A 12,966-nucleotide genomic window follows, 5' to 3' on the forward strand; every position below is an offset into this window, starting at 1 on the left:
AGGTACCCATATGCTGTTTCAAACCACGGCGGCGCACGAAGAGCTGCGCGCGAAGATCCGGAGTTTTGCGGAGGAGGAGATCAAGCCCCTCGCATTTTTAATGGATCAGAACAATGAGTTTCCCGAGGAGGCTGTCAAGAAGCTGGGTAAGCTGGGCTGGATGGGCATTCCCTACCCCAAGGAGTACGGCGGTGCCGGTCTTGATGCCCTGAGCTACGCCATCGCGGTGGAGGAGCTGGCCCGTGTGGACGGCGGCGCGGGCGTAATCCTCTCCGCCCACGTCTCCCTCGGCTCATGGCCCATTTTCGCCTATGGCACCGAGGAGCAGAAGAAGAAATATCTGGTTCCGCTGGCCAAGGGCGAGAAGATCGGCGCCTTCGGCCTCACGGAGTCCAACGCCGGATCCGACGCCGGCGGCACGGAGACCACGGCGCTGGATAAGGGGGACTACTACCTCCTCAACGGCGGCAAGATCTTCATTACCAACGCCCCTAAGGCGGACACCTATGTGGTTTTCGCCGTCACCACGCCGGACATCGGCACCCGGGGCATCTCCGCTTTCATCGTGGAGAAGGGCTGGAAGGGCTTTGAGTTCGGCGACCACTATGACAAGATGGGCATTCGCTCCTCCTCCACGGCGGAGCTGATCTTCAACGACGTGAAGGTTCCCAAGGAAAACCTATTGGGCAAGGAGGGCGAGGGCTTCAAGATTGCCATGTCCACGCTGGACGGCGGACGCATCGGCATCGCCGCGCAGGCGCTGGGCATCGCCCAAGGCGCGTTTGAGCACGCGTTGAGCTATTCCAAGGAGCGCGTCCAGTTCGGCAAGCCCATCGCGGCCCAGCAGAGCATCGCCTTCAAGCTGGCGGATATGGCCACCAAGCTGCGCTGCGCCCGGTTCCTCATCTACTCCGCGGCGGAGCTGAAGGAGCAGCACGCGCCTTACGGCATGGAGTCCGCCATGGCGAAGATGTACGCCTCGGACATCGCGCTGGAGGTCACCAACGATGCCTTGCAGATCCACGGCGGCAGTGGCTTCCTCAAGGGCATGGAGGTGGAACGGGCCTACCGCGACGCCAAGATCACCACCATCTACGAGGGCACTAACGAGATCCAGCGGGTGGTCATCGCCTCTCATCTGGTGGGCAGGCTGGGCAAGAGCTCCGGCGGCGAGAGCCGTTCGGCGGCCAAGAAACCCGCGCCCATCACCGGCATTCGCAAAAAGACCATCTTCCGGGAAGGGGATGCTGCCCAGCAGGTGGCCGACCTTGTAGCGGCGCTGAAGAAGGATGGTCACGACTTCTCCGTGGGCATCCCTATGGATACGCCCATCCCGCAGGCGGAGCGGGTGGTCTCCGCGGGCAAGGGCATCGGGGAGAAAAAGAACATGAAACTGGTAGAGTCGCTGGCCAAGGCTGCCGGCGCGGCCATCGGTTCTTCCCGCCCTGTGGCGGAGACTCTCAAATATCTGCCGCTGAACCGCTATGTGGGTATGTCCGGTCAGAAGTTCACCGGCAATCTGTACATCGCCTGTGGCATCTCCGGCGCATCCCAGCACCTTAAGGGCATCAAGGACGCCTCCACCATCGTGGCCATCAATAAGAACGGTAACGCGCCTATCTTCAAGAACTGCGACTACGGCATCGTGGGCGATGTGGAGGAGATCCTGCCCCTGCTCACTGCTGCGCTGGATAGCGGCGAAAAGCTGCCCGCGCCGCCTATGGTAAAGATGAAGCGGCCCACACCGCCGAAGCCCGCCCCCATCGGCGACCGCTACGTCTGCAGCGGCTGCGGCTACGAGTATGTGCCGGAGTTGGGCGACGAGGACGGCGAGATCGCGCCGGGTACGCTCTTTGAGCAGCTTCCCGCCGAGTGGGTGTGCCCGGAGTGCGCGGAGACGAAGGATCAATTTGTAAAGGCTTGAGCCGTGAAGGAGGTAAGATAAGATGTATTGCGTGCGTAAAGTAACAAACGACCTCTACTGGGTGGGCGCCAACGACCATCGCCTGGCCCTGTTTGAAAACTGCTTTCCCATTCCCCGGGGCGTAAGCTACAACGCTTACTGCCTGCTGGATGAAAAGACGGTGCTCTTTGACACGGTGGACTGGTCTGCCTGCCGCCAGCTTTTGGAAAATCTGGCGTATGTGCTGGATGGCCGCGAGCTGGACTACCTGCTGGTCAACCATCTGGAGCCGGATCACGCCGCCTGCATCGAGGAGATCCTGCTGCGCCATCCTAAGGTGAAGCTGATCTCCAACGAGAAGGCATTCATGCTCATGCGGCAGTTCGGCTTCCATGTGGACGGACATGAGTGCATCGAGGTGAAGGAGGGCGACACCTTCTCCTTTGGCAAGCACACCGTCACCTTTGTGGGCGCGCCTATGGTTCACTGGCCGGAGGCCATGGTGACCCTCGACGTCACCGACGGCGTCCTCTTTTCCGCCGACGCCTTCGGCACCTTCGGCGCGCTGGACGGTAAGCTGTTCGCCGACGAGGTGGACTTCGAGCGGGACTGGCTGGACGACGCCCGCCGCTATCTCACCAACATCGTGGGCAAGTACGGCCCTCACATCCAGCTCCTGCTGAAAAAGGCCGGCGGCGTTTTGGATCAGATCCAGTACATCTGCCCGCTCCACGGCCCCGTGTGGCGCAAGGATCTGGGCTGGTTCATCGAAAAGTACGACACATGGAGCCGCTATGCCCCTGAGACCCAGGGCGTGCTCATCGTCTACGCCTCCATGTACGGCAACACGGAGAACGCGGCGCAGGCGCTGGCGGCGTCGCTCTGCGATAAGGGCATGAGCAAGGTGGCGATGTACGATGTGTCCTCCACTCATGTCTCCCAGCTGATTTCCGAGGCGTTTAAGTACAGTCACATTGTCCTGGCCTCTGTGACCTACAATCTCGGCATCTACCCCGCCATGCATGACTTCCTCATGGATATGAAGGCACTGAATCTGCAAAACCGCACCTTTGCCATCATTGAAAACGGCTCATGGGCGGTGAAGTCCGGTGACCTCATGCAGAAATTTGTCAACGATGAGCTTAAGAACATGACGGTGCTCAACGAGCGGCTCAGCCTCGCCTCGTCCATGGGCACGGACAAGCGCACTGAGCTGGAAGCACTGGCGGACGCCATTCTGGAATCTATGAAGTAACTGGCAGGAAAGCCAAAACCAAGACAACAGACAACAAACAGCCCCGCCGTGTCGGCTGCAGAAAAACCGGCTTTCAAAAATAGAGCGGGCAAGCGTGATACTGCGCTTGCCCGCTCTTTGCCCAAAAGGACATGAAAAGTGACCGGAGAAGATGAGAGGATCGAAATGGAGATCAGAAAACGAAACGGGAAGTCTGTTCCTTTTCAACAGGAGAAAATTTTCAACGCCATGAAAAAAGCGTTTGATGGACAGGGAAGGGAGATTGGGGGCGGAGAACTGGAGGAGATCCTCGCCGCCGTTCTCAACAATCTCTCCGTCACAGTACCGCTCACCGTGGAACGTGTGCAGGACGAGGTGGAGCGGACGCTCATGGAGCGCGGACACTATGAGGTGGCCAAGGCGTACATCCTCTATCGCGAAAAGCGGTCTGCGCTGCGCCGCGTCCGGCATACCATCGCGCAGACGGTGGGGGATAACTCGCTTGACGAGGTGCTGCGCCGTATCCAGATGGATTTTACCGAGGAAATCTACTCCCTCGCGGCGCTTCAAATGAAGTTTGAGAGCTTCTGTCGCCCGGGCATGACGGAGGATGAGAGGGCTGAGGCACTGACCAAGGCAGCGGTAGAGCTGACTACGGCAGAGGCACCCAAGTGGGAGTTCATCGCGGCGCGGCTTCTGAACCACTCCTTTCGCTGTCGCAACGCACAGGAATGGGAGGGGCGCGGCGTCGGCGACCTCTATGGCAGGCTTCGCTATCTGACGGATAAGGGACTCTACGGTGACTATATTCTTGCCCACTATACCCACGAGGAGATCGCTATGGCGGAGGACTTTCTCTGCCCGGAACGGGACGAGTTGTTCACCTACTCCGGCCTTGACCTGCTGCTCAAACGCTATGTGATCCAGTCACGCAGCCGCGTGCCGCTGGAAACACCGCAGGAGATGTTTTTGGGTATCGCGCTGCATCTTGCTATGAACGAAGGCTCTGACCGCATGGGGTGGGTAAAACGCTTTTACGATATGCTCAGCCGTATGGAGGTCACGATGGCGACACCTACCATGTCCAACGCACGAAAGCCCTACCATCAGCTTTCAAGCTGCTTTGTGGACACTGTGCCGGACAGTCTGGACGGCATCTACCGCTCGCTGGACAACTTCGCAAAGGTCTCTAAATTTGGCGGTGGAATGGGGATGTACTTCGGTAAGGTGCGCGCTGCAGGCAGCACCATCCGCGGCTTTCAAGGGGCGGCGGGCGGTGTTATCCGCTGGATCCGGTTGGTCAACGACACCGCCGTGGCGGTGGATCAGTTGGGGATGCGGCAGGGCGCTGCGGCGGTTTACTTAGACGCATGGCACCGGGATCTGCCTGAATTCCTTCAACTGCGCACCAACAACGGCGACGACCGCATGAAGGCGCATGATGTGTTTCCCGCCGTGTGCTATCCGGATCTCTTCTGGCGACTGGCGGAGGAGAACATAGACGCGCCGTGGCATCTCATGTGTCCGCATGAGATCCTCACGGTCAAGGGCTACGCACTGGAGGATTACTGGGGTACGGAATGGGAGAAGCGGTATCTGGACTGCGTCAATGACCCGCGCATCGAAAAGCGCAGCGTCACCGTCAAGGACATCGTGCGGCTGGTGCTTCGCTCGGCAGTGGAGACCGGCACGCCCTTCGCCTTCAACCGCGACAGCGTAAATCGTATGAACCCAAACGGCCACACGGGAATGATCTATTGCTCCAATCTCTGCACGGAGATCGCACAGAACATGGCGCCCATCGAGCATATCAGCACTGAGGTGCACACGGAGAACGGCGACACAGTGGTGGTGACGGCCACACTCCCCGGTGAGTTTGTGGTCTGCAACCTGGCGAGTCTGTCTCTCGGTAATCTGGCGGTGGAGGACGAGGCCTATATGGAACGCACGGTGGAAACGGCCATCCGCGCACTGGATAATGTGATCGACCTCAACTTCTACCCGTTGGAATACGCGCGGCTTACCAATCAGAAGTACCGCAGCATCGGCCTGGGCGTCAGCGGCTACCACCACATGCTGGCAAAGCGCGGCATCCGATGGGAGAGCGATGAGCACCTTGCCTTCACCGATGCGGTATTCGAGCATATCAACTACGCCGCCGTCAAGGCGGACACAGCACTGGCACGGGAAAAGGGCCGCTATGCGCTCTTTGAGGGCAGCGACTGGCAGACAGGCGCGTATTTTGAAAAGCGAGGTTATACCTCAGAAAAGTGGCGGGCGCTTGCGGAAACGGTGGCGGTGCAGGGAATGCGCAACGCCTATCTGCTGGCTGTCGCACCCACTTCCAGCACATCCATCCTCTCCGGCACGTCGGCGGGCATCGATCCAATTATGAAGAAATTCTTTTTAGAGGAAAAAAAGGGCAGCATGCTGCCCCGCGTTGCTCCGGAGCTTTCTATGGATACATGGTGGTACTATAAGGCGGCGCATCTGATCGACCAAAGCTGGTCGGTACGCGCCGCGGGCTTTCGCCAGAGACATATTGACCAGGCGCAGAGCATGAATCTCTATATCACCAACGACTATTCCATGCGTCAGGTGCTCAGACTGTATTTGGAGGCGTGGAGGGCCGGCGTCAAGACCATTTATTATGTCCGCAGCAAGGCCCTTGAGGTCGAGGCCTGTGAAAGCTGCTCGTCATAAGGAGGATAGCATGATGGAACTGAAGAAAAAGCCCCTCTTTAACCCGGAGGGCGACCTTGATGTGCGCCTGCGGCGCATGATCGGCGGCAATACCACCAACCTCAACGACTTCAACAATATGAAGTACGCTTGGGTCAGCGACTGGTACCGGCAGGCCATGAACAACTTTTGGATCCCTGAGGAGATCAATCTCTCGCAGGATGTGAAGGACTATCCCCGCCTGCTGTCAGCCGAGCGCAGCGCCTACGATAAAATTCTGAGTTTTCTTGTCTTTTTGGATTCCATTCAGACAGCGAACCTGCCTAATATCGGCGCCTACATTACAGCCAACGAGGTCAATCTCTGCCTGTCCATTCAGGCGTTTCAGGAGTGTGTCCACTCACAGAGCTACAGCTATATGCTCGACACCATCTGTTCCCCCGTGGAGCGCAATGACATCCTCTACCAATGGAAAACGGACGAGCATCTGCTGCGCCGCAACACCTTCATTGGGGACTGCTACAACGAGTTTCAGGAGCGGAAGGACGCTCCCACGCTGCTGCGCGTGATGATGGCGAACTATATTTTGGAGGGCATCTATTTTTATAGCGGCTTTATGTTCTTCTACAATCTCTCCCGAAACGGGAAGATGCCCGGCTCGGCGCAGGAGATCCGCTATATAAACCGCGACGAGAACACGCACTTGTGGCTGTTCCGCAATATCATCACGGAGCTGCAAAAGGAGCAGCCGGAGTTGTTCACCGCCGAGAGCGTACAAGCGCTGCGCGAGATGATGCGTGAGGGCGTGGAGCAGGAGATCGCATGGGGGCATTATGTGATCGGCGACGACATCCCGGGGTTGAACCGGCAGATGATTAGCGATTACATCCGCTATCTCGGGAATCTTCGCTGGACGAGCCTTGGCTATCCGGCATTGTATCCGGGCTTTGAGAGCGAACCGGAGAGCATGGAATGGGTCAGCCAGTACGCTGACGCCAATATGGTCAAGACCGATTTCTTTGAGGCACGCAGTACCGCCTACGCCAAGAGCACCGCACTGATAGACGATTTATAAGAAAACCAAAGACATCAGAATAGGAGGTATTTTTTATATGGATATCCGAACGGTAACAGATGCCATCCGCTATGTAGGGGTGGATGATAACACATTGGCACTCTTTGAAAACCAGTACCCCGTCCAGCCTATGGGAGTGAGCTACAACTCCTATGTCATTCTGGACGAGAAAATCGCCGTGATGGACAGCGTGGACGCACGGGCGGCGGAGGAATGGCTTTCCAATGTAGCGCAGGTGTTGGGGGGGCGCAACCCCGATTATCTTGTGGTCACACACATGGAGCCGGATCATTCCGGCAGCCTCATGCGGATAGCGCAAGAGTACCCGGAGATGAAGATCGTGGGAAACGCGAAAACATTTACCCTGATCAAGCAGTTCTTTGGCACGGGTGCATTGTCGGAAGACCGTATGCTGGAGGTTGGCGAGGGCAGCACGATCTCTCTGGGCTCACACCGGCTGCGCTTCCTGCTGGCACCGATGGTACACTGGCCGGAGGTGATGACGGCGTATGAGGAAACGGAAAAAATCCTGTTCTCGGCGGATGCCTTCGGACGCTTTGGCTCACTGGAACGGACTGCCCGTGCCCCCTGGGTGCCGCAGGCCCGACGGTATTATTACAATATTATCGGGAAATATGGCGCACAGGTGCAGGCTCTGCTGAAAAAGACCTCCGCGCTGGAGATCCAAACGATCTGCCCGCTCCATGGTCCCGTGCTTACAGAAGGGCTGGAGGAGTGTCTGCGGCTCTATGATCTCTGGTCACAATGGGAACCAGAAGAATCGGAGAGCATACTGATTGCCCACGCATCCATCCATGGAAATACTGCCCATGCGGCGAAGACCCTCAAGGGTAAATTAGAGAAAAAAGGCGTGCAGGTCAGCATATGTGATCTCACTGTGACAGATCTTTCCTACGCTGTTGCCAGTGCGTTCTACTGCGGGAAACTGGTGTTGGCCTGCTCCACTTATGACGGAGGACTGTTCCCGCCCATGAAGGCCTTTTTGGATCATTTACAGACAAAGGGATTCCGAAACCGCCGGATCGGCCTCATGGAAAACGGCTCATGGGCCCCTGCTGCCGCGCGGCTGATGCGCGCCGAGTTGGAAAAGATGAAGGAACTCCGACTGTGTGAAACGGAGGTATCGCTGCGCGGCGCACTGAACCAAACCAGCGAAGCGCAGATGGACGCTCTTGTGGCGGAGCTCTGCGCGGAATAAGCTGCAACAAACCGCAGCTATTCTCGTACAGATGATGGTCTTACTCATCTGCTTTATGTCCCAAGGGCAGAGTACCGTCATCTCAGGTTGAGGTCACGATGTGGTGTGGGGCGAGAACGGAGTCTTGAGAATACCCAAACAAAAGAAAGGAGCTGACAGATATGGCAGCTATGAATATGAATCAGGAGCAGTTTGAGCAGGCGACCCGGGGCGAAAAGCCCGTTTTGGTGGATTTCTGGGCGCCCTGGTGCGGCTATTGCCGGAGGATCGGCCCTGCGTATGAGAAGATTGGAGAGGAATACGCGGACAGCCTCGTTGTCAGCAAGATCAATATTGACGAGGAGCCGCGGCTGGCGGGGGCCGAGGGGATCGAGGTCATCCCAACTCTGGTGCTGTACCGGAACGGAAAGGCCGTGGATTCCATCACCGCGCCCGGCTCAAAGGCAGAGATCGACCGCTTCATTCAGGAAGCCTTGGCGAAATAACGGAGGATTCAGATATGAACAACAATCATGTTTATGATATGCTCGTGGTGGGCGGCGGCCCGGGCGGCTACACCGCCGCCCTGTACGCGGCCCGGGCGGGGCTGGACACCGTCGTGCTGGAAAAGCTGTCTGCTGGCGGGCAGATGGCCCTGACCGAGCAGATCGACAACTACCCCGGCTTTGAGAACGGGATCGACGGCTTCTCTCTGGCGGAGAAGATGCAAAAGCAGGCGGAGCGTTTTGGGGCACGCAGCGAATACGCGGAAGTTCTCCGCATGGATCTGACGGCGGTTCCCAAGCTCGTGGAGACCAGCGAGGGGATCTTCCGGGGGAAAACCGTGGTGCTGGCCACCGGCGCAGACCCCAGAACGCTGGGCGTTGCCGGAGAGACGGAGCTGTTGGGCCGGGGCGTGGCCTACTGCGCCGCCTGCGATGGGATGTTTTACAAGGACAAAACGGTGGTCGTGGTGGGCGGCGGCAATTCCGCCGCGGCAGATGCCCTCCTTCTCAGCCGCGTGGCGAAAAAGGTGATCCTCGTCCACCGCAGAGACACCCTGCGGGCCACCAAGATCTATCACGAGCCACTGGAACAGACCGAAAATGTGGAATTCCGCTGGAACAGCACCGTTTCCGCGCTGCTTTCCGGGGACAGGCTGACCGGCGTACGCCTGCGGGACACCGTCACCGGTGAGGAAAGCGTGGTGGACTGCGACGGCGTATTTGTCAGCGTGGGCCGACAGCCCGCCACGGCGCTGGCGGTGGGTCAACTGGCGCTGGACGGCGGCGGCTATATCGTGGCCGGAGAGACCACGGAAACCAGTATTCCCGGCGTTTACGCCGTGGGCGACGTGCGGACGAAGCCCCTCCGTCAGGTGGTCACCGCCGTGGCGGACGGCGCGGTGGCAGTCCACATGGCGGAGAAATATATCGCGGAAAACCGATAAGGAAGGTAGATTGAAAAAGCCATGTTTAAGGTCAGGCCGGATACGACCGCAGTGGGGATGCCGACATATCTGCAAGGAAAACTGCCAGAGTGATGGCAGATAAGATCACCCATGTAAGATCGGGAGATATGTTGTCTCTCCATATCCAGTCCACGCAACAGTGAGCAACTGAACACAAAACACAGCCACAGATGTACTCTGCGGCTGTGCTTTTATGCATAGTACTTACGGAAAGGATTCGATGAGCAGATTTCTGTGATACGGATTTTGGATTCTCGCAGAGAGGAATTTCGATTGAGTAAAGCATATGAGCAGAAAATTGACGTGGTAAATGTCATTACTGCTCCAGAAATTGAAATGCTGATTATTCATGCAGAAGGAGCATATGATCAGTTTAAGCGTTCTGGAAAAAAACAAGCGAATTTTGTAAAAGAAATCTTCGGATGCATGATGTGAAGTCGTATGAGATAGAATCGTCTTCGATGCCTCGTTGGGAAACCAACGAGGTATTTTTTTTGCCCCAATCCGACTGCATAGGACACTGAAAAAATCAAAACAAACCATATGTAGTCCTGCAAGGACAACCAAAGTGCGCCTACGAGGCCAACGCGAAACCGGAGGATTCTTGTTAAACTTACTTTGTAAGGACGAAAGTCCGGATGTCCCTTGAAAACTGAATACTCATTCTTCAGGTACATTCCTGTTTGGTCGAGCCATCGACTGCACGCCATGAAGCCCATCGGGGCGATAGCGGTTTCGCAGAAGCAAATGCCGGATTGCAACCGGCGGCGGTGCTAAAGCCAGACAGGGACAATGATACTTCCGTAATTCGCGGTCCGGCCATAAGGAAGGCGGGATGGTTAAATTCCAATGGAGCAGTGAAGCACACTGCCGCCTGTGAGAAATCCTACATCTCTGGGGTGATAAGAAAAAGTACAGAGAAACCATATTTTCAGAAAGCACTGCTGGGTGCTGTATCAGCATGATACCTGGCAGGCTTGTTCTTCCAGTTTTGGTAATGGCACAACCCGTCTAAGTGTATCTGATACGGATATTCTTAAACGAATTTCCATAATACCCTTGGCATATTTCCGCAGCTCTTTCTGAAAACCTACAGTGCTAAAGATGTAACTAATAAACCTTAAATCAGCATCTTCTGTTTCCTTGAAAACATAATAGACAGGGCTAACACATCCGAAATAATGGGATATGCCAACTGATCCGATTATGACATTCATACTGTTTCTCTTGATGATGTTGTCAAAATCGAATTTGGACAGAACATCCTGGACATTGGGAGAGAACCCAGCCAGATAGTCCCGGAAGTTGGCTTCGATGTTATCCGGGTCAGCCAGCAGCTTTTCAAATGTGAACTTGCTGGTATTGTAGAACTGATAACCGGAAGCCTTGGTCAGAAAGCCATCAATGACGGCCAGCTTCTTGACCTTTTCATACTGTGCCAAGACTGCTTCGTGGGTGGGAAGCAGACAGTCGTGGAAACGTTTAACCACGGTCATAGGAAGGATTACAAGTCTGTACTCATGGGGCTTAAAGGGGCCACGGAGCATATCTGCCACATTCCAGATCATCGTTGCTTTTTCTGCAATATTTACTCCTACCGCTTGGATTTTATCGTTAGACATCGTGTGTACCTCGATTCGTATTTTCTTTATGCACTGGCCTGGGTGCCTTCAAGTGGCTCCAGACCAATTATGAAGTCGGTAAGCAAAATAGCATTCAGAGAAGCTTTTTTGCTCGGATAGCTGTGATACCAGCTGTGAGAAACGCCATGCCGGTTCGGCACACCATCAACCACATCATCAACCTTATTGCACTGAGAAACAATGAAGGTATTAAAATAATCGCTGAAGATCTTGTCGTAGTCGTTTGCCTCGATCAGATCTTCCAGTTCTTTTTTAGTGATCGCCATCCTTTGCCGGTGACGATCCTGCATGGTAGCATTGTTTGCCTTTATGTAGATTAAGCCCTCCCACATAGTTGCCAAGCTGGAAATACACAGGGCATATTCACCACGGAGATGTGCTTCAAGAGCCTGTCCCAGAATTCGTTTGATATGTGGTTCTAAATCAGATTCTCTCCATATTCGCTTGATGAATTTGATTTCATTCTTGTCGTAATAGTCGAGAATGACCTTGTCGATACGCTTTTCTCGTCGCTTACTTGCACCTCGGCTTGTTGCCAGGATGTCCGATATTTCCGCTGTCATGGTAATATCCGTTGCCCAGCCAGCGTAGGGGAACCATTTGCATTCATACATAGCCGTCAAGTACGCTTGATTGAACTTCTTGTATCTCCCAAGAATATCCGGTTCCAGTGCAAGATTCTCCAACACAGAGCGCATTGGAGAGATGTCAATGCTCTGAAGCCAATCCATCACAGGCGAATGAATTGTCGCTGTAAGTGCAGACCCAAAGGAGCTTATAATTCCATGAACAGAATCCGCAAGTAGTTTTACCGCACTATTATTGAAAGACTGGAGCATCGCCGTCATCCCTAAATTGGCTTGTTCAAGCAGCGGATTCTTGAAAGTATAGTTGGGGACATTAGCGACTATTGCAAGTTCTCCTAAAGTCTGGATGGTACTACTGTGTTGTAGGGCATCTATTGCAGTACCTACGCTGGTAGCCAACTTCATAGCTTTACTCTGTTCAGCAATCGCTTTCATAGCTGGCGAAGGTTCTGAAATTGCATCCAACGCAAGCGTCGGAATCTCAAAATTGGGGATGTGTGCAGTAGCACCTTCTGCGATTCGCTTGAGTTTTTCCTCTTGCTCCAGAATGGGCGCTAAACTATCTGCTATTTTTTTGCTGGCTTCCATACTTTCCAGCAACTGATCAGAAATAGGGTTATGTTCAAAATCTTTGATCGGGTGCTTATTTCGTTCATACATCAGGATAGTTGCGGGTACAACATCTATTTGCTCTGCAAGCTGTCTGGTAGTCAGAGACTTTCTCTGTCTGTAATACCTCAGATTGTCACCGGGCAGATTACTTGTGGGCTTTTCCTTAAAAGGTATCGTGACCTGGGGCAAAAGCCTTCCTTGGTAAAATTGACACAACGATGTGTGATTGAAAATACCATTGCAAAGACGAATTATCATATTCATCTGGTATTTAGTGAACGGAAAATGTTGGAACAACCCGAAGTAAAGGTTGCTACCCGAAATATGTTTTATGATGAGCAGGGAAAGCATAGACGCACAAAGAAAGAGGTTTTAGACGAGAATGAGTGATATACAAGCATGTGCAAGGGAGATTGTGAATAAAGAAATGATTTATCAATAAGGAAGATGATATGGTGGAAAGCAAGTCTGAAAATGGCTTGCTTTTTACTTTAAAATGATGTTAAGTGATGATAAAGAAAATTGAATTTCCCAAAGAAATTAAAAATAATCGGATTTTAT

10 protein-coding genes are annotated in these 12,966 nt (G+C 54.5%); 8 read left to right on the forward strand and 2 right to left on the reverse strand.

What is annotated here, in order from left to right:
- Nucleotides 1-10 precede the first annotated feature (10 nt).
- From DW720_RS01900 to DW720_RS15855, 8 genes are all read left to right on the forward strand, one after another.
- Nucleotides 11-1,924 carry an acyl-CoA dehydrogenase family protein gene (locus DW720_RS01900; protein WP_107000754.1) on the forward strand — a complete coding sequence of 638 codons (1,914 nt, stop codon included), beginning with the start codon at nucleotides 11-13 and terminating at the stop codon, nucleotides 1,922-1,924.
- 22 nt (nucleotides 1,925-1,946) lie between these two features.
- On the forward strand, nucleotides 1,947-3,158 hold the full coding sequence (locus tag DW720_RS01905) for an FprA family A-type flavoprotein (RefSeq protein ID WP_107000753.1): 1,212 nt from the start codon (nucleotides 1,947-1,949) through the stop codon (nucleotides 3,156-3,158).
- A 165-nt stretch (nucleotides 3,159-3,323) separates the two neighbouring features.
- A complete protein-coding gene (locus tag DW720_RS01910) occupies nucleotides 3,324-5,840 on the forward strand; it encodes a ribonucleoside-diphosphate reductase subunit alpha (protein WP_181357201.1) in 2,517 nt (838 codons plus the stop codon).
- A 10-nt stretch (nucleotides 5,841-5,850) separates the two neighbouring features.
- Nucleotides 5,851-6,894 (forward strand): ribonucleotide-diphosphate reductase subunit beta, encoded by a 1,044-nt coding sequence (locus DW720_RS01915; protein ID WP_117796824.1) that lies wholly within the window; start codon nucleotides 5,851-5,853, stop codon nucleotides 6,892-6,894.
- Nucleotides 6,895-6,931: 37 nt separating this feature from the next.
- Nucleotides 6,932-8,113 carry an MBL fold metallo-hydrolase gene (locus DW720_RS01920; RefSeq protein WP_117470959.1) on the forward strand — a complete coding sequence of 394 codons (1,182 nt, stop codon included), beginning with the start codon at nucleotides 6,932-6,934 and terminating at the stop codon, nucleotides 8,111-8,113.
- Nucleotides 8,114-8,274: 161 nt separating this feature from the next.
- Nucleotides 8,275-8,598 (forward strand): thioredoxin family protein, encoded by a 324-nt coding sequence (locus DW720_RS01925; protein ID WP_107000750.1) that lies wholly within the window; start codon nucleotides 8,275-8,277, stop codon nucleotides 8,596-8,598.
- Between the two features lie 14 nt (nucleotides 8,599-8,612).
- A complete protein-coding gene (trxB, locus tag DW720_RS01930; protein WP_117796825.1) occupies nucleotides 8,613-9,542 on the forward strand; it encodes a thioredoxin-disulfide reductase in 930 nt (309 codons plus the stop codon).
- A gap of 294 nt (nucleotides 9,543-9,836) precedes the next feature.
- On the forward strand, nucleotides 9,837-9,998 hold the full coding sequence (locus DW720_RS15855; RefSeq protein WP_227589447.1) for a hypothetical protein: 162 nt from the start codon (nucleotides 9,837-9,839) through the stop codon (nucleotides 9,996-9,998).
- Nucleotides 9,999-10,519: 521 nt separating this feature from the next.
- Here DW720_RS15855 and DW720_RS16175 read toward each other — a convergent pair.
- Both DW720_RS16175 and DW720_RS15660 read right to left on the reverse strand, forming a co-directional pair.
- Nucleotides 10,520-11,185, reverse strand: a complete 666-nt coding sequence (locus DW720_RS16175; protein ID WP_347560688.1) for a type I restriction-modification system subunit M N-terminal domain-containing protein — start codon at nucleotides 11,183-11,185, stop codon at nucleotides 10,520-10,522.
- Between the two features lie 26 nt (nucleotides 11,186-11,211).
- Nucleotides 11,212-12,594, reverse strand: coding sequence for a helix-turn-helix transcriptional regulator (locus DW720_RS15660; protein ID WP_182436503.1), 1,383 nt, complete (start codon nucleotides 12,592-12,594; stop codon nucleotides 11,212-11,214).
- Nucleotides 12,595-12,966: the final 372 nt, after the last annotated feature.

It is taken from the genome of Clostridium sp. AM27-28 (genome assembly GCF_003480955.1).
GTDB classification, from domain to species: domain Bacteria; phylum Bacillota; class Clostridia; order Lachnospirales; family Lachnospiraceae; genus Otoolea; species Otoolea fessa.